We start from the raw sequence: 16725 nt of genomic DNA, 5'->3' as shown, positions 1-16725 counted from the left end.
GTGGCTTCGGAGTGACCCCATGTTCCTGAACTTCCTCGACGAACTCCGAAGCGCGGGCATCCCCGCCAGCCTCAAGGAGCACCTGATCCTGCTGGAGGCGCTCGACGCCGAGGTGATCGAGCGGACGCCCGAGGATTTCTACTACCTCTCCCGCGCGGTGTACGTGAAGGACGAGGGACTGCTCGACAAGTTCGACCAGGTCTTCGCCAAGGTCTTCCGCGGCCTCGCCACCAGCTACGGCACCGCCCCCGGCGAAGTGCCCGAAGACTGGCTGAAGGCGGTCGCCGAGAAATTCCTGACCCCCGAGGAGATGGCGGCGATCAAGTCGCTAGGGTCGTGGGACGAGATCATGGAAACGCTCAAGAAACGCCTCGAAGAGCAGAAGGAACGCCACCAGGGCGGCAGCAAATGGGTCGGGACCGGCGGCACGAGCCCGTACGGAAACGGTGGCTACAACCCCGAAGGCGTCCGCATCGGCGGCGAAAGCACGCACAAGCGCGCGCTGAAAGTCTGGGACCAGCGCGAGTTCCGCAACCTCGACAACACCAAGGAACTCGGCACCCGCAACATCAAGGTCGCGCTCCGCCGCCTGCGCCGCTTCGCCCGCGACGGCGCCGCCGACGAACTCGACATCGACGGCACGATCGCCGGCACCGCGCGGCAAGGCTATCTCGACATCGTCATGCGCGCCGAGCGCCGCAATGCGGTGAAGCTGCTGCTGTTCCTCGACGTCGGCGGCTCGATGGACCCGTTCGTCAAGCTCTGCGAGGAACTGTTTTCCGCCGCGACCACCGAGTTCAAGAACCTCGAATTCTTTTACTTCCACAATTGCCCGTACGAGGGCGTATGGAAGGACAACACGCGGCGGTTCGCAGAGCGCACGCCGATGTGGGACGTGCTCCACAAATACGGCCATGACTACAAGCTGATCTTCGTCGGCGATGCGTCGATGAGCCCGTACGAGATCACCCACCCCGGCGGCTCGGTCGAGCATTTCAACGAGGAGCCGGGCGCGGTCTGGATGCAACGGCTGACCAACACCTATCCGGCGGCGGCTTGGCTCAACCCTGTGCCCGAGGCGCAATGGGGCTATTCACAGTCGGTGCGGATCATCCGCGAGTTGATGAGCGACCGGATGTACCCGCTGAGCCTTGCCGGGCTCGACGACGCGATGCGCGAATTGACCCGCAAACGGTGAGTTTGGTGCGGTAGGCGGCGTACCGTAACGGAACCGTCACGGAGGCGATCGGTTTATCGGGCATCATCCCTCACCGAAGGACTATCCGATGTCGTCGATCCCCAACTCCGCCATGCCGCACGCCAAGGTTCACCACGACGACGACCACAAGCCGAAGGCTGACAAGAAGACCGCTGCAGCGAGCGACTGGGTCGAGGACGCGACCGACGCGGCGAAGGCTGGACTCGCGACAGCGACCGATGCGGTGAAGTCGCACCCGAAGACCGCGATCGCGGTCGGCGCGACGGTGATCGCCGGGATTGCTGCGGCGATCGCAGCGCCTGCGTTGCGCGCGAAGGACGGGGCAGAGAAGAAGACCCCGCCGAAGAAGCCAGAGCCCAAGAAGCCGGCCAAGGCAAAGAAGCCGCACTGATATCCCAGTGCACCCTCATGGTGCACCACCCCGGCGAAGGCCGGGGCCCAATTGGGGGACGCCGCTAACTGAGCGCGCTTCGTTAGTGCAACCTTTCCAATTGGACCCCGGCCTCCGCCGGGGTGGAGATCTCTCAGGCGACGGTGCTTAGCTTTCTTGTTCTCCCGCGAAGGCGGGAGCCCAGTCTGGGCTCCCGCCTTCGCGGGAGAACAAGCTTTTTTTGCCAGGCGCACCGCCCCCTAAACCCGATCCACAACCCCACCAGCCATCGCCACCGGAACCCCAGTCGTCCCCGGAAAACTGATCGCCAGCCCCTTCAGCGTCCGAACCGCCATATACGCGAACCCCTCGGCCTCCAGCGCATCGCCGTTCCACCCGAGCACATCCGTCGGCTCCACCCTCAGCCCGGTCCGCGCGGCAATCATCGCCAGCATCGTCGGATTATGCCGACCACCCCCCGCCACCAGCAACCGAACCGGTCGAGCCGGCAAATGCCGCAAAGCCTCAGCCACGGTCGCCGCCGTAAACGCCGTCAAAGTCGCCGCCCCATCCGCAGCAGACAACCCCCGCGCCGGCTGGATCGTGAAATCATTCCGATCGAGCGACTTAGGCGGCGGCGCATCGAAAAACGGGTGATCGAGCATCGCCGTCAGCACCGTCTCGTCCACCCGCCCGGACGCCGCCAACGCCCCCCCGGCATCATACCGCGCCCCCGTCTCAGCCTCGACCCAACTATCGATCAACCCGTTCGCCGGTCCCGTATCGAACGCCACCAGCCCGTCGCGATCCGCCATCTGCGCCCGCTCCGGCGACATCTCCCGCGAATCGTGCATGTCATGCCCGCCTGGAATGAAGGTGATGTTCCCGACCCCGCCAAGGTTCAGCACCGCAACCGGGCCCTCTAGTCCCGCCGCCAAAGCCGCATGATACACCGGCAGCAAAGGCGCCCCCTGCCCGCCAGCCGCGACATCCGCAGACCGAAAATCCGACACCGTCGTGATCCCGGTAGCCCGCGCGACCGCAGCGCCATCGCCGATCTGCCACGTCCAGCGCCGATCCGGCCGATGCGCGATCGTCTGCCCGTGAAAGCCGATCACATCGACCTCCGCCGCCGCAACCCCCGCATCCGCCAGCAACTTATGCACCGCGAACACATGCGCGCGCGTAATCAACTCACCCGCGGCAACCACCGGTGGACTCGCGCGCGGCTTGTCGAAGGTCAGCGCCATCCTCGTAGCCTCCGACAGCTGCGCCCGCGCCGCATCCGAATACGGCTCGCCACGAAACGCAATCGGCCGCACGAACGCCTCGCCATCGGTCTCGATCAACGCGGCATCGATCCCGTCGAGTGACGTCCCCGACATCAGTCCAATCGCCAGCATATCGGTTCCTTCCCGCGCAATCCGCCCACCCATGGCGGAAGCGATTTCGCGCGCCTAGAAAAAACCGAACTTTGCGCCTATGTGCGCGGGCTTCATGGCAACAACACTCCCCTCCCCGCCGAAGATCGGCATGGTCTCGCTCGGCTGTCCGAAGAACCTCGTCGACAGCGAGCGGATTCTCACCCAACTCCGCGGCGACGGCTACCAGATGTCGCCCGATTACGCCGGCGCCGACATCGTGCTGGTCAACACCTGCGGCTTCCTCGATTCCGCCAAGGAGGAGAGCCTCGAGGCGATCGGCGAGGCGATCGCCGAGAACGGCCGCGTAATCGTCACCGGCTGCATGGGCAAGGAAGCCGACGCGATCCGCGCACGCTTCCCGCAGGTCCTCGCGATCACCGGCGCGCACGAATACGAGCAGGTCGTCGGCGCGGTCCACGAAGCGGCGCCGATGCCGCCGTCTGCGTTTCTCAACCTGATCCCCGACGCTGGCCTCAAGCTGACCCCGCGCCACTACAGCTATCTGAAGATCTCGGAAGGCTGCAACCACCGCTGCTCGTTCTGCATCATCCCGAGCTTGCGCGGCGACCTCGTCAGCCGCCGCCCCGACGCGATTCTGCGCGAGGCGGAGAAGCTCGTCGAAGCCGGTACCAAGGAACTGCTGGTCATCAGCCAGGACACGTCTGCGTACGGCGTCGACCTGCGCCACGCCAGCTGGCCGGTTAAGACCGGCGGCCCGATGGCGCGCGGCGAGGCCCGCGAGGTCCGCGCGCACATGACCGACCTGTCGCGCGAACTCGGCAAGATCGCGCCCTGGGTGCGGCTCCACTACGTCTACCCGTACCCGCACGTCGACCACGTCATTCCGCTGATGGCGGAAGGCCTCGTGCTCCCGTATCTCGACATCCCGTTCCAGCACGCCGCGCCGTCGGTACTGCGTCGGATGAAGCGTCCGGGCAATGATGCGAAGGTGCTCCAGCGCATCCACAACTGGCGGACGATCGCGCCCGACATCACGATCCGCTCGACCTTCGTCGTCGGTTTTCCCGGCGAGACCGAAGAGGATTTCCAGTATCTGCTCGACTGGCTCGACGAAGCGCAACTCGACCGCGTCGGCGCGTTCCGGTTCGAGCCAGTCGAGGGTGCGGCGGCGAACCTGCTGCCCGACCACGTGCCCGAAGAGCTCAAGGAAGAGCGCTACGCCCGCATCATGGAAAAGACCGCGGCGATCTCCGCGGCCAAGTTGCAGGCGAAGATCGGCCGCACGCTCGACGTGATCATCGACGCGGTGGACGAAGAAGGCGCTACCGGCCGTTCGAAGGCGGACGCGCCGGAGATCGACGGCGAAGTCTTCCTCCGCGACGCCGGCCACCTTACAGTAGGCGACATCGTCCCGGTCACGATCGAAGACGCCGACGACCACGACCTATACGGCGTGCCCATCGCCTAACCCCACTTACTGTTCTCCCGCGAAAGCGGGAGCCCAGGATACCAAGCGATACCACCCGCAACCCTGGACTCCTGCGTCCGCAGGAGAACGAGCGTCAGACCACGTTACGCCCGGTGAACAGCTTCACCAGAACGACGATGACCGCGATCACCAGCAGGATGTGGATCAGCCCACCCGCGACATGGAAGGCAAAGCCCGCCAGCCAGAGGATGAGCAGGATGACGGCGATGGTATACAGCATGAGTGTGTCCCCTGAGACGTAAAAAGCTCCCGGTCGCTCGATGAAACGTGTCTGTAACACGCCCTGTTCCGTCAACATTTCTGCCCTAGCCTAACCCCTTCAACCGCCGCGGAATTAAAATCGCAGCGTTGCGCGCGCGGGCCGGTTCTGCTTCGTTGCGCGCCATGATCCTCCGCCTTCTCGCCGTCGCCGCGCTGCTGCCCGCCCCCGCCATCGCTCAATCACTCACCCCAGCAGAAACCGCGCAGATCGACACGCTGGTGACCGCCGCGCTAGGCGATACCGGCGTGCCCTCAGCCTCGATCGCGGTGGTGCGCGGCGGCCGGATCGTGTTCGCCAAGGCCTATGGCAAACCCTCCGAGGTCATCGCCGTCGCGGACCCCAAACTCCCCTACCAGATCGCCTCGATCTCGAAGCAGTTCACCGCCGCCGCGGTCCTGCTGCTCGAAGACGAAGGCAAGCTGTCACTCGACGACACCGTCGCCAAATACATCCCCGGCATCACAAGCGGCGACCACATCACGATCCGCCAGCTGCTCAGCCACACCTCGGGCCTGCAGGACTACTGGCCGCAGGATTATAGTTTCGCGGCGATGGCCAAGCCCGTCACGCCGCAGCAGATCGTCGATCGCTGGGCCAAGAAGCCCCTCGATTTCCAGCCCGGCACGCAGTGGCAATATTCCAACACGGGCTATGTCGTCGCCGGGATGATCGTCGAAAAGGTCTCGGGACAACCGCTGCTGAGCTTCCTCCAGCAACACATTTTCAAGCCGCTCGACATCCGCGCGCTCGACCAGGACAAGGCGATCGGCAAGGCCTACCCGCAAGGCTATGGCCGCTTCGCGCTTGGCCCCGTCCGCCCCGAGACACCCAGCGCGGACGGCTGGCTATACGCCGCCGGCGAACTCTCGATGAGCGCCGAAGACCTCGCCAAATGGGACGTCGCGCGCCTCAACCGCACCACGCTCCCCGCCGACGACTGGACCGCGCAGGAAACCCCTGTCAAACTCGCCGACGGCTCGAGCAACGGCTACGGCCTCGGCGTCTTCACCGGCAGCGCGAACGGTCGCCGCTACGTCGAGCACAGCGGCGAAGCGGTCGGTTTCCTGTCGGAGAACACCGTCTATCCCGACGATAAGGCCGCGATCGTCGTGCTCACCAACAGCTGGTTCAGCGACGCGACGGGCCGCATCGCCGCAGGCGTCGCCAAGATCGTCCTGCCGCCCGCCGCTGCAAGCACCGAAGACACCGCCGCGCTCGCCCGAGCCCGCGCCGTCTACGACCAACTCCGCACCGGCACGCTCGACCGCAAGGGCCTCACTGAAGACGCCAATTACTATTTCAAGCCGGTCGCGCTCGCCGACTACAAGACCAGCCTTGGCGCGCTCGGCGAGCCGACCGCGTTCGCACAAACCGGCAAGACCCGCTTGCGCGGCGGCTTCGTCAACCGCACCTACCGCATCACCTATCCCGACCGCACGCTCTCGCTCAGCACCTATGCCGAGCCGGGCGCGAACGGCCGGTACGAACAACTTTTGGTGGCCCCCGCTCTATGACCGACTTCGCTTCGATGCTCCAACCCGACCGCGGCCAGCCCGCCCGGACGATCCACGTCGTCCACCCCGATGCCTATGAAGGCTGGCTCGCCAAGCAGTCGCAGCGCATCCGCACGACCGTCGCCGCGCACCGGCTGACCGGCAAGCCCGGTGACCGCGCAGTCCTGCCGGGCGATACGGCCGACGACTGGTCGATGCTGCTGGTCTGCAACGAGGCGCTGACGTCGCCGTGGCGGATCGCTTCGCTCGGCGCGTCGCTCCCCGCTGGAACGTATCGCCTCGCAGAGGGACCGGTAGGCGCGGCGGGGCTCGGTTGGATGCTCGCCCAGCACCAGTTCACGCGATACGTGAAGCCCGACGCGACCGGCCCGCGCATACTCCTGACCGCCGACGCCGCGCATATCGACGAGACCGTCCGCCTGGCCGAAGCCACCGCGCTCGTCCGCGATCTCGTCAACACCGGCGCGTCCGACATGGGCCCCGCAGACCTCGAAGCCGGCGCCGAGACGTTGGCCAAGCGGTACGGCGCGACCGTCACGACCACCCGAGGCGATGCACTCGCGACCGGCTACCCGATGATCCACACGGTCGGCCAGGCCGCGAGCAAGGACCGCGCGCCGCGGCTGATCGAACTCGAATGGGGCGACCCTTCGCATCCCCGCTTCGCGTTGGTCGGCAAGGGCGTCACCTTCGACACCGGCGGACTCGACATCAAGCCGTCCGCCGGCCTGCGGCTCATGAAGAAGGACATGGGCGGCGCGGCGCACGCGCTGGCGCTGGCAAGTCTCGTGATGGCGGCCAAGCTCCCGGTCCGCCTGCACCTCTTGATCCCCGCGGTCGAGAATTCGATCGCCGGCAACGCCTTCCGCCCCGGCGACGTGCTCGCCACGCGAAAAGGCCTGACCGTCGAGAACACCAACACCGATGCCGAAGGCCGCCTCATCCTCGGCGACGCGCTGACCAAGGCGGGCGAGAGCAACCCGGACCTGATCCTCGACTTCGCAACGCTGACCGGCGCGGCCCGCGTCGCGCTCGGTCCCGACCTGCCACCGCTGTTCACCGACGACGAAACGCTCGCCGCCGACCTACTCGCGGCAGGCGTCGCGGAGGGCGACCAGATGTGGCGCCTGCCGCTCTGGAACGACTATGACGAGATGCTGAAGTCGGACGTGGCGGACATGGTCAACGCGCCAGATGGCGGCTTTGCCGGCGCGGTCACCGCCGCGCTGTTCCTGCGCCGGTTCGTGGCGAAGGGCACGCCTTGGGCGCATCTCGACGTGTTCGCGTGGCGGCCGTCGGCGAAACCGGGGCGGCCGAAGGGCGGCGAGGCCTATGCCCTCCGCGCCGCCTTCGCGATGTTGGCGAAGCGGTACACCTAGCGGTTCCCCCGCGGAGGCGGGGGGCCAGGGTTACGAACGCTATCCTGTGACATCCTGGGCCCCCGCCTTCGCGGGGGAACAGGGTATTTTACCGAGATCCGAGCAGGACCATCTAACTCGTTGCAAACTGCCCGAACGGCAGCAATTTATCTGCCAGCGTCTTCGTCGCAGTCGCATCGCCAGCGCGCAGCGGCACCAGCACCGCCATCGCCGCTTTCCGCACATACCCGTCGATCGCGCTCGGCGTCGGCGCCTTGCTCGCCGTCTCCAACAGCGCACGCCCCCGCGCATCGTTCGGATCCAGCTCCAGACGCAACAACCCCGCCAACCCGGCGAACATCGCGCGATTGCCGCCCAGCGCGACCGACCGATCCAGCGCCTCGAACCCGGTCGCCTTCTGCGCGCCCGCCACCGCACGCCCGACGAACCGCCCGAGCTTCGCGATCACCCCGACATGCCACGCGCCCAGCGCCGCCTGCGCCTCGGCATTCCGCGGATACCGCGTCACCAGCGCCTCGTACTGCTTCCTTGCGGCGATCGCCTGCCCGCGATTGCCGAGCAGCTTCGCGCGATAGCCGTTCGCCATCGCCTGCATGATCGCCGCCTCCTGGTCGTTCGGCGAGCGGCTCAACGCCTGCCCCGCGACCGCCGCCGCCTTGTCGATCCGCGCCAGCGCAACGCCTCGGTCACGATCGACGAACCCGGCCTGGGTCAGCAGTTCGCGTGGCGTTTCCGCCCGAATGGGGGTCGCGCATACCACCGCACTGGTCGCGATCGAGGCACCTATGCATCCGACAAACCATCTGGCCATATCAACCCTCGCACGAAAGCCGCTTTACGCCGACCGACGATCATCCCGTCGAATCGTCGGTCAACCTTAAGAGTATAGGGTTTATCGGGACTTAACGCTGTTCCTCGCCCGCATTCACAGCCTTGTCACAGCGAAGCCGCCGCCTCGATGATCGGGACGAACTTCGCCGCGGTCAGGCTGGCACCACCCACCAGCGCCCCGTCGACGTTGGGTGTGTCGAGAATCGATGCCGCGTTCGCGCCCGTCACCGACCCACCGTACAAGATCCGTACCCCCGCCGCGGCATCGCCGATCAGCATCCGCAACTTGGCGCGCGCGATGGCGTGGATGGCCGCGATCTCGTCGAGCGTCGGCGTGCGTCCCGTCCCGATCGCCCAGCGCGGCTCGTACGCCAGCGTGAACCAGCTCCCGTCCGCATTGTCCGGCACCGACTTCTCGATCTGCGCCTGCACCACGCGCTCGGCACGATCCGCGTCGCGCTCGGCCTCGGTCTCGCCGCAGCACAGGATCACGTGAAGTCCCTGCCGCCGCGCCGCCGCCGCCTTCGCCCAGGCATCGTGGCTCGTCTCGTGCTGGTCCGCGCGCCGCTCGGAATGGCCGACGATCGTGAACGACGCGCCGACCTCCTTCACCATCGCCGCCGAGACGCAGCCGGTATGCGCGCCCGAATCCGCCTCGTGGACGTCCTCCGCACCGATCGCGAGGCCCGGCACGCGCTCCGACGCCGCCGCGATCAGCGTGAAGGGCACCGCGACCGACACGTCGACCCCGGGTGCGGCGCTGGCCGCCGCATCAATCGCATCGAGCTCTACGAGCATCGCCCGCGACCCGTTCATCTTCCAGTTTCCTGCTACCAGCTTGCGCCGCATCGCTAATTCCCCAAGCATTTTGCCCAGCGATAGCGCCGCCCCCGGCTCGTACAACCCCTGCACATCCCCCGAATGGCCCAGCACGGGCCGACCCGAGCCCGCACGACCTTGAAGCGCCCGACTTGAAGAGCCGCCCTCGCCCCCGTAAAGCATCCGCGTTCCCATCCCTGTCGATCGGCTGTCCATGCTCGCTTTCTTTCGCCGCCTTACCCATTCGAAGGTCGGCGTGGTCATCACCTTCATCGTGCTCGGCGTCATCGCGCTCGCGTTCGCGGCCGGCGACATCACGGGCTTGAGCTCGATGACCGGCGGCGCAGGGATCACCGGCGGCGACGTCGCCAAGGTCGGCAAGGCCGAGATCACCGAGAACGAGTTGAAGACGCAGGCACAGACCCAACTCGAAGGTTTCCGCCAGGAACAGCCGACGCTCGACATGGCGACCTTCATCAATCAGGGCGGCTTCGAAGGCACGCTCGACCGGATCATCTCCAGCATGGCGCTCGAGCAGTTTGGCCGTGCACAGGGCATGGTCGTCAGCAAGCGCGCCGTCGACGGTCAGATCGCGAGCATCCCCGCGCTGCAGGGCCCGACCGGCAAGTTCGACGAGAATTTGTACCGCCAGGTGCTCGCCCAGCGGAAGCTGACCGACGCGCAGATCCGCAGCGACATCGTCCGCGACACCTACGCGCAGCAGCTGACGATCCCGAGCACCGGCGCGACGCAGGTCGCCAGCCAGCTCGCGCTCCCTTACGCGTCACTGCTGCTCGAAAAGCGCACCGGCACGATCGGATTCATTCCCGCCGCGGCCGTCCCCGCCGGCCCCGCGCCGAGCGATGCCGACCTCGCCACCTTCTACAAGCGCAACGTCGCACGCTACACCGTGCCGGAGCGCCGCATCGTCCGCTACGCGGTCATCTCGCCCGATCAGGTCAAGGCGCAGGCCGTCCCGACCGATGCCGAGATCGCCAAGACCTATCAGCAGGATCGCGCACGCTATGCCGCGACCGAGAAGCGCACGATCACGCAGGTCGTCGTCGCCGATCAGGCTGGCGCCAACGCGATCGCCGCCAAGGTGAAGGCCGGCACCAGCCTCGCCGACGCCGCCCGCGCCGCCGGCCTCGAAGCGTCGACCCAGACCGGCGTCGAGAAGGCCGCCTATGCCGGCACGACGTCCGCACAGGTCGCCGACGCGGCCTTCGCAGCCGCCAGCGGTGCGGTGATCGGCCCGGTCCGTACGCCGCTCGGCTGGACCGTCGCGAAGATCGACAAGATCGAGACCGTCGCCGGTCGCTCGCTCGACCAGGTGCGTGGCGAGATCGCCGCTGCCATTGGCATCCGGAAGTCGGCCGAGGCATTGTCCGCGATCCATGACAAGATCGACGATTCGCTGTCGGGTAACGCCACCTTCGACGAGGTGGTCGCCGACCAGAAGCTTACGCCCGTCACCACACCCGCGCTGATCGCCAACGGCGTCAACCCCGACGATGACGCCAGCAAGCCCGATCCCGCGGTCGCCCCCCTGGTTGCCGCCGCGTTCCAGGCGGCCGAGGGCGATGGCCCGCAGCTCGTCCAGCTCGGCACCGATGGCGGGTTCGCCGTCGTCGCGCTCGGCCGGGTCGTTCCCGCCACGCCGCGTCCGCTGGCGCAGGTTCGCGCCGCCGTGCTCCGCGACGTGACCGCCGATCGTTCGCGTCAGGCTGCGCGGAAGGTCGCCGCCGACGTGCTCGCGCGGATCAACAAGGGCATGCCGATCCAGCAGTCGCTCTCGCAGACCGGTTTGAAGCTGCCGGCCGCGCGTCCGCTGACCGCCTCGCGTGCGCAGATCGCCGCCGATCCGCGCGGTGCACCGCCCGCGCTCGCGCTGATGTTCAGCATGGCGCCGAACACCGCCAAGACGCTCGCCGCGCCCGACGACAGCGGCTGGTTCGTCATCAAGCTCGACAGCATCGCCAGCGGCAATGCGGCGGGCAACGATGCCGCGATCAAGGCCGCGCGCGCCAATATCGGCCGCTCGGTCGGTCGCGAATATGTCGAACAGTTCGCCAAGGCGGTCCGTGCCGATGTCGGCGTGAAGACCGATTCGACCGCACTCGCCCGCACCCGCGCCGATCTGCTCGGCAACGGCGCCACCGGCAACTGATCGTCGGATGAACGCGCGCGCAGCCTTGGCCGAAGGGCGCCCGGCGCTCGTCTGGCGTCGCCAGGTCGCCGACACCGAAACGCCGGTCGCCGCCGCGCTGAAGCTGATCGAGCCGGGACGTGGCGACTTCCTGCTCGAATCGGTCGAGGGCGGTGAGATCCGCGGCCGCCACAGCCTGATCGGTCTCGCCCCCGACCTGCTGTTCCGCGCCAACGGCCACAGCGCGGAGATCAACCGTCACTGGGCAACCGATCGCGAGGCGTTCGAGCCTTGCCCGGCGCCGACCCTCGACGCGTTGCGGATGCTGGTGGCGGAGTGCCGCGCGGAGGTTCCAGCCGAACTTCCCCGCGCGCTCGCCTGCCTCGTCGGCTATTTCGGCTACGAGACGATCGGGCTGGTCGAGGACCTGCCGCAGCCGCCGGTCGATCCGCTCGGCCTGCCCGACATGATCTTCGTCCGGCCGACCGTCGTGCTCGTGTTCGATCGCCTGACCGACGCGCTGTACCTCGTCGCGCCCGCCTGGCCCGATCCTTCGCGCGACGCCGACGCGATCGTAAACGAGGCGGAAGAGCGTCTCGACGCGGTCGCCGCCAAGCTCGCCAGCACGCCCGTCCCCGCACCGATCCGCGCCGACGTCGCCGAGCCCGTCTACACGCCAGCCCTACCCGAAGGCCGCTACGGCGAGATGGTCGCCACCGCGAAGGACTATATTCTCGCCGGCGACATCTTCCAGGTGGTCCTCGCCCAGCGGTTCAGCACGCCGTTCGCGTTACCGCCGTTCGAGCTGTATCGCTCGCTACGGCGCATCAATCCGTCGCCGTTCCTCTATCACCTCGACCTGCCCGGCTTCGCACTGATCGGTTCGAGCCCCGAGATCCTCGTCCGCGTCCGCGACGACGAAGTGACGATCCGCCCGATCGCCGGCACCCGCCCACGTGGCAAGACCGCCGCCGAGGACGAGGCGAACCGCGTCAGCCTGCTCGCCGACCCCAAGGAGCGCGCCGAACACCTGATGCTGCTGGATTTGGGCCGCAACGACGTCGGCCGCGCCGCTGCGCCAGGGTCGGTGAAGGTGACGGCCAGCTACGGCGTCGAGTTCTACAGCCACGTCATGCACATCGTCTCGAACGTCGTCGGCACGCTGTCCCCCGACAAGGACGCGCTCGACGCGCTGTTCGCCGGTTTCCCCGCCGGCACCGTCAGCGGCGCACCGAAAGTCCGCGCCTGCCAGATCATCGCCGAACTGGAACCCGAGCGGCGCGGCGCATACGCCGGCGGGGTCGGCTATTTCTCGCCCGACGGCTCGATGGACTCGTGCATCGTGCTGCGCACCGCGGTGGTAAAGGACGGCACGATCCACGTCCAGGCCGGCGCCGGGATCGTCGCCGACAGCGTCCCCGAATACGAACAGCGTGAGTGCGAGGCGAAGGCCGGCGCGATCCTAGCCGCCGCCCGCGAGGCCGTCAGCCGGGCGAAAGCACCGGGCTTCGGTCAGTAAGTCGCTTTGACCACGGACAAGGTGGGCCGGAGCCCGACAACTCAACCACCCCGGCGAAGGCCGGGGCCCAATTGGTGAAGTCGCGGTAACGGGCCGGAACCTTTGTTTTTACCGTCGCTCAATTGGGCCCCGGCCTTCACCGGGGGGCTTTGCTTTTTGGCTCGACAACCGTCCAACTGACAAAAGCGGTTACGGCGTGGTGGTCGTCTCGCTCGCAGGCGCACGGCGCTCCGCCGCAAACGCCTGGTTACGCTGCATGAAGCAGCCCGACTGGCCACCCGTCCCGACCGCCGAACACGTATCCGGCAACCCGCCGGCAACCCGCCCGATCTGATCCATCGTCGCCGCGCGGTTCACCCAGCTCTGGTTCTGCGCGGCGATGGGCTTGTCCTCGCGCAACGATTTCGGGATGCGGTATGGCTGGTCGAGCGTCGAGCACACGACGACTTCGCCGGCGCTGGACTTGGGGCATTTCTGGTCGCCGGTCAGCGTGACGCTGCGAATACGCTGGGGCGGGGTGTCGACCTGCGCGTCCTGGGCATATGCCATGCCGGGAAGTACGATCAGTGCAGCGAGGACGACGGTACGTAACATCGGTAAGGCTCCTTTGAACGGATAACGTCCGTCACGCGGCATTGCTCCGCGCTGAATGATGCGCCGCCTGCGCTTCCGATATAGGAAGGAACCCGACGATCCGCGACTGCGCCGTGGCAAAATCGGGGCAATCGCTCGCAGCGCGGTTGATGGAGCGTAACATGCGGGGCCGCTGCCATGTTGCACCGCGCCCCGGTTAGGCTAAGGCGGCGCCATGATCCTCGTCGTCGACAATTACGACAGCTTCACCTGGAACCTCGTCCATTACCTGATGGAACTGGGCGCCGAGGTCGAAGTCGTCCGCAACGATGCGATCTCCGCCGGGCAGGCTCTGTCGTCGGGCGCGGACGCGTTCCTCATTTCCCCCGGCCCCTGCACGCCGACCGAGGCGGGGGTGAGCCTCGACCTCGTCGCGGCCTGCGCGGACGCGGGCAAGCCGTTGCTCGGCGTGTGCCTCGGCCACCAGGCGATCGGCCAGCATTTCGGCGGCAAGGTCGAGCGTGGCGGGCTCATGCACGGCAAGACCTCGCCCGTGCTGCATGACGATACCGGGCTGTACGCCGGATTGCCCTCCCCCTTCATCGCCACGCGCTATCACTCGCTGATCGTCAACGCGGTCCCCGACACGCTGGTGGTGAATGCGACCGCGCAGGACGGCACGGTGATGGGCTTCCGCCACAAGACGCTGCCGATCCACGGCGTCCAGTTCCACCCGGAAAGCATCGCGACGGAACACGGCCACGCGATGCTCGCCAACTTCCTGAAGATGGCCGGCATTCCGGTGAATGCGCGCGAAGGCCTGAAGGTATGAGCGCGACTTCTATCCTCCGTCACCCCGGACCAGTTCCGGGGTCCATGGTTCCGCACGCTCGCCGGCCGACGAAAACGCGGAACGGTGGATGCCGGAACGAGCCCGGCATGACTGTGCTAGTATGGCTACGATGACCCTCCTCCCCGACCCGTCCTCCCCCCTCTCGCGCGAGTCCGCCCGCGAGGCGTTCGCCGACATCCTCGACGCACGCGCCAGCGACGACGCGATCGCCACCTTTCTCACCGATCTCGCCACCCGCGGCGAGACCAGCATCGAGATCGCCGAAGCCGCCCGCGCGCTCCGCAACCGGATGATCCCGATCGACGCGCCCGCCGGCGCGATCGACGTCTGCGGCACCGGCGGCGACGGCCACCACACGCTTAACGTCTCGACCGCCGTCGCGCTCGTCGTCGCCGCAACCGGCGTCCCCGTCGCCAAGCACGGCAACCGCGCCGCCTCCAGCAAGGCCGGCGCTGCCGACACGCTGGAAGTGCTCGGCCTCGACATGGACCGCGCCGGCGCCACCGCGGAGGCGAGCCTCAACGAGATCGGCATCGCCTTCCTGTTCGCCGCCAACCACCACCCGGCGATGAAGCGCATCACCCCGATCCGCCAGCGCATCGGCAAGCGCACGATCTTCAACCTGATGGGCCCGCTCGCCAACCCGGCCGGCACCACCCGCCAGCTGATCGGCATCGCCCGCCCCGATTACGTCGCGCTCTATGCCGACGCGCTGGAGCAACTCGGCACCGAAGCCGCTCTGGTGGTCTCGGGCGAAGAGGGCCTCGACGAACTCTCCGGCGCCGGGCCCAGCATCGTCGCGTCGGTCGGCAGCGTCGCGCTCCCCCCCAGGATCACACCCGAAGACGCCGGCCTCACCCGCCACGCGATCACCGATATCCGTGGCGGCGATGCGGCCCACAATGCCGACGCGCTCCGCCGCCTGCTCAAGGGCGAGGCGGGACCCTACCGCGACGCCGTCCTGCTCAACGCCGCCGCCGCCTTGATGGTGGCCGGCACCGTCCCCACTCTCGTCGAAGGCGCCGCGCAAGCCGCCGCCGCCCTCGACACTGGCAGCGCCGACGCGCTGCTCGCCCGCTGGATCGCCTACTGACATGACCATGCTCGACCGTATCCTCGAGACCAAGCGCGCCGAAGTCGCTGCGCGTAAAGCCACGACCTCGCTCGCCGATATCGACGCCGGCATCGCCCGCATGTCGAAGCCGCGCGGTTTCCGCGCCGCACTAGACGCGAAGACCGGCTACGCGCTGGTCGCCGAGGTCAAGAAGGCAAGCCCCTCGAAAGGCCTGATCCGCGCAGACTTCGATCCCGTCGCCCACGCCCGAGCCTACGAAGCGGGTGGTGCCGCATGCCTATCCGTCCTCACCGATGAAAAGTGGTTCCAAGGCTCCGACGCCTATCTGACCGCGGCCCGCGACGCCGTCTCGATCCCGGTCCTGCGAAAAGACTTCATGGTCGATCCGTGGCAGTCGACCGAGGCGCGCGCGATCGGTGCGGACTGCATCCTGATCATCGTCGCCGCGCTCGACGACGTCCAGATGGCCGAGATCGAGGCGTCCGCGCTCGAATGCGGCATGGACGTGTTGGTCGAGGTCCACGACGCGCACGAGATGGAGCGCGCGCTACGGCTCAAGTCGCGTCTGATCGGCGTCAACAACCGCGACCTGCGCGACTTCACCGTCGATTTCCAGCGCACCTACGACCTCGTCGGCAAGGCGCCCAAGGATTGCACCTTCGTCGCCGAGAGCGGACTCACGACCCGCGCTGAACTCGACGCGATGGCCGAGCACGACATCCGCTGCTTCCTGATCGGCGAAGCGCTCATGCGGCAGGACGACGTCGAAGCCGCAACGCGGGCGCTAGTGGGTTGACCGGCTTAACCCACATCGACGAAGCCGGCGCGGCAAGGATGGTCGACGTCGGTGGCAAGGCCGTCACCGCCCGCGAAGCCATCGCCTCCGGCCGCATCACCATGTCCGCCGAAGCCGCCGCCGCGATCGGGGCCGGCACCGCGAAAAAAGGTGACGTCCTCGCGGTCGCCCGCGTCGCTGGCATCATGGCCGCCAAACGCACCAGCGACCTGATCCCCCTCTGCCACCCGCTCCCGCTGACCAAGGTCGAGATCGAGCTGGTCGCCGACGAAACCGGCGTAACCGCCACCGCCACCGCCTCGACCGAAGGCAAGACCGGCGTCGAGATGGAAGCCCTCACTGCCGCCACCGTAACGCTCCTCACGATCTACGACATGGCCAAGGCCATCGACAAAACAATGGTCCTCAGCGACATCCGCGTCCGAGCAAAATCCGGCGGCAAATCCGGCAACTGGACCGCGTAACAAGGAACCCTCTCCCAAAGGGGAGAGG

The 16725-nt window shown here is 67.5% G+C and carries 16 protein-coding genes; 11 read left to right on the top strand and 5 right to left on the bottom strand.

All coding sequences use genetic code 11. The annotated features are described in order from the left end of the window. The first annotated feature begins 19 nt into the window (after positions 1 to 19). A complete protein-coding gene (locus U1737_RS01490; RefSeq protein ID WP_332795319.1) occupies positions 20 to 1198 on the top strand; it encodes a vWA domain-containing protein in 1179 nt (392 codons plus the stop codon). An 88-nt stretch (positions 1199 to 1286) separates the two neighbouring features. Beyond that, entirely contained in the window at positions 1287 to 1610 is a 324-nt protein-coding gene (locus U1737_RS01485; RefSeq protein ID WP_248520947.1) for a hypothetical protein, read from the top strand. A 239-nt stretch (positions 1611 to 1849) separates the two neighbouring features. On the opposite strand, the gene U1737_RS01480 is transcribed toward U1737_RS01485, so the two are convergent. Then, the gene (locus U1737_RS01480) at positions 1850 to 2992 is read right to left on the bottom strand and encodes an anhydro-N-acetylmuramic acid kinase (RefSeq protein ID WP_332795318.1); all 1143 of its coding nucleotides are present in this window, start codon (positions 2990 to 2992) and stop codon (positions 1850 to 1852) included. A gap of 94 nt (positions 2993 to 3086) precedes the next feature. On the opposite strand from U1737_RS01480, the gene rimO reads away from it, so the two are divergent. Next, positions 3087 to 4442, top strand: a complete 1356-nt coding sequence (rimO, locus tag U1737_RS01475) for a 30S ribosomal protein S12 methylthiotransferase RimO (RefSeq protein WP_332795317.1) — start codon at positions 3087 to 3089, stop codon at positions 4440 to 4442. Between the two features lie 94 nt (positions 4443 to 4536). Here rimO and U1737_RS01470 read toward each other — a convergent pair whose 3' ends face one another. Then, positions 4537 to 4683, bottom strand: coding sequence for a lmo0937 family membrane protein (locus tag U1737_RS01470; RefSeq protein WP_107954842.1), 147 nt, complete (start codon positions 4681 to 4683; stop codon positions 4537 to 4539). Between the two features lie 164 nt (positions 4684 to 4847). Here U1737_RS01470 and U1737_RS01465 point away from each other — a divergent pair, with 164 nt between their 5' ends. Next, entirely contained in the window at positions 4848 to 6239 is a 1392-nt protein-coding gene (locus U1737_RS01465; protein WP_332795316.1) for a serine hydrolase domain-containing protein, read from the top strand. Further along, on the top strand, positions 6236 to 7618 hold the full coding sequence (locus U1737_RS01460; RefSeq protein ID WP_332795315.1) for a leucyl aminopeptidase family protein: 1383 nt from the start codon (positions 6236 to 6238) through the stop codon (positions 7616 to 7618). Before U1737_RS01465 ends, U1737_RS01460 begins: the two co-directional genes overlap by 4 nt. A 112-nt stretch (positions 7619 to 7730) precedes the next feature. Here U1737_RS01460 and U1737_RS01455 read toward each other — a convergent pair whose 3' ends face one another. Continuing rightward, positions 7731 to 8429: a tetratricopeptide repeat protein gene (locus U1737_RS01455; protein WP_248520957.1), complete on the bottom strand. Its 699-nt coding sequence runs from the start codon at positions 8427 to 8429 to the stop codon at positions 7731 to 7733. A 125-nt stretch (positions 8430 to 8554) separates the two neighbouring features. Next, positions 8555 to 9298 (bottom strand): triose-phosphate isomerase, encoded by a 744-nt coding sequence (gene tpiA, locus U1737_RS01450; protein WP_332795314.1) that lies wholly within the window; start codon positions 9296 to 9298, stop codon positions 8555 to 8557. A 184-nt stretch (positions 9299 to 9482) separates the two neighbouring features. On the opposite strand from tpiA, the gene U1737_RS01445 reads away from it, so the two are divergent. Then, positions 9483 to 11438 (top strand): peptidylprolyl isomerase, encoded by a 1956-nt coding sequence (locus tag U1737_RS01445; protein WP_332795313.1) that lies wholly within the window; start codon positions 9483 to 9485, stop codon positions 11436 to 11438. A 7-nt stretch (positions 11439 to 11445) separates the two neighbouring features. Further along, a complete protein-coding gene (gene trpE / locus U1737_RS01440; RefSeq protein WP_248520963.1) occupies positions 11446 to 12936 on the top strand; it encodes an anthranilate synthase component I in 1491 nt (496 codons plus the stop codon). A 189-nt stretch (positions 12937 to 13125) separates the two neighbouring features. Here trpE and U1737_RS01435 read toward each other — a convergent pair whose 3' ends face one another. Further along, complete coding sequence (locus U1737_RS01435; RefSeq protein ID WP_332795312.1) at positions 13126 to 13530, bottom strand: hypothetical protein; 405 nt, start codon at positions 13528 to 13530, stop codon at positions 13126 to 13128. Positions 13531 to 13744: 214 nt separating this feature from the next. Here U1737_RS01435 and U1737_RS01430 point away from each other — a divergent pair, with 214 nt between their 5' ends. The 4 genes from U1737_RS01430 (at position 13745) to moaC (ending at position 16697) form a co-directional block, all read left to right on the top strand. Then, the gene (locus tag U1737_RS01430; protein ID WP_332795311.1) at positions 13745 to 14341 is read left to right on the top strand and encodes an anthranilate synthase component II; all 597 of its coding nucleotides are present in this window, start codon (positions 13745 to 13747) and stop codon (positions 14339 to 14341) included. A gap of 121 nt (positions 14342 to 14462) precedes the next feature. Then, positions 14463 to 15455, top strand: a complete 993-nt coding sequence (gene trpD / locus U1737_RS01425; protein WP_332795310.1) for an anthranilate phosphoribosyltransferase — start codon at positions 14463 to 14465, stop codon at positions 15453 to 15455. A gap of 1 nt (position 15456) precedes the next feature. Next, complete coding sequence (gene trpC, locus U1737_RS01420; RefSeq protein WP_332795309.1) at positions 15457 to 16233, top strand: indole-3-glycerol phosphate synthase TrpC; 777 nt, start codon at positions 15457 to 15459, stop codon at positions 16231 to 16233. Continuing rightward, positions 16230 to 16697 (top strand): cyclic pyranopterin monophosphate synthase MoaC, encoded by a 468-nt coding sequence (gene moaC / locus U1737_RS01415; RefSeq protein ID WP_332795308.1) that lies wholly within the window; start codon positions 16230 to 16232, stop codon positions 16695 to 16697. The genes trpC and moaC overlap by 4 nt, the downstream gene beginning before the upstream one ends. Positions 16698 to 16725: the final 28 nt, after the last annotated feature.

Origin of the sequence: Sphingomonas fucosidasi (assembly GCF_036663855.1) — a bacterium.
Taxonomy (GTDB): Bacteria; Pseudomonadota; Alphaproteobacteria; order Sphingomonadales; family Sphingomonadaceae; genus Sphingomonas; species Sphingomonas faeni_B.
The sequence above is the reverse complement of the archived record's forward strand: the minus strand, read 5'-3'. Positions and strand labels throughout refer to the sequence as shown.

Coding starts and splice junctions, on each gene's coding strand:
- U1737_RS01490 (WP_332795319.1), top strand. CDS start 20: ATGTTCCTGAACTTCCTCGACGAACTCCGAAGCGCGGGCATCCCCGCC.
- U1737_RS01485 (WP_248520947.1), top strand. CDS start 1,287: ATGTCGTCGATCCCCAACTCCGCCATGCCGCACGCCAAGGTTCACCAC.
- U1737_RS01480 (WP_332795318.1), bottom strand. CDS start 2,992: ATGCTGGCGATTGGACTGATGTCGGGGACGTCACTCGACGGGATCGAT.
- rimO (WP_332795317.1), top strand. CDS start 3,087: ATGGCAACAACACTCCCCTCCCCGCCGAAGATCGGCATGGTCTCGCTC.
- U1737_RS01470 (WP_107954842.1), bottom strand. CDS start 4,683: ATGCTGTATACCATCGCCGTCATCCTGCTCATCCTCTGGCTGGCGGGC.
- U1737_RS01465 (WP_332795316.1), top strand. CDS start 4,848: ATGATCCTCCGCCTTCTCGCCGTCGCCGCGCTGCTGCCCGCCCCCGCC.
- U1737_RS01460 (WP_332795315.1), top strand. CDS start 6,236: ATGACCGACTTCGCTTCGATGCTCCAACCCGACCGCGGCCAGCCCGCC.
- U1737_RS01455 (WP_248520957.1), bottom strand. CDS start 8,429: ATGGCCAGATGGTTTGTCGGATGCATAGGTGCCTCGATCGCGACCAGT.
- tpiA (WP_332795314.1), bottom strand. CDS start 9,298: ATGCGGCGCAAGCTGGTAGCAGGAAACTGGAAGATGAACGGGTCGCGG.
- U1737_RS01445 (WP_332795313.1), top strand. CDS start 9,483: ATGCTCGCTTTCTTTCGCCGCCTTACCCATTCGAAGGTCGGCGTGGTC.
- trpE (WP_248520963.1), top strand. CDS start 11,446: ATGAACGCGCGCGCAGCCTTGGCCGAAGGGCGCCCGGCGCTCGTCTGG.
- U1737_RS01435 (WP_332795312.1), bottom strand. CDS start 13,530: ATGTTACGTACCGTCGTCCTCGCTGCACTGATCGTACTTCCCGGCATG.
- U1737_RS01430 (WP_332795311.1), top strand. CDS start 13,745: ATGATCCTCGTCGTCGACAATTACGACAGCTTCACCTGGAACCTCGTC.
- trpD (WP_332795310.1), top strand. CDS start 14,463: ATGGCTACGATGACCCTCCTCCCCGACCCGTCCTCCCCCCTCTCGCGC.
- trpC (WP_332795309.1), top strand. CDS start 15,457: ATGACCATGCTCGACCGTATCCTCGAGACCAAGCGCGCCGAAGTCGCT.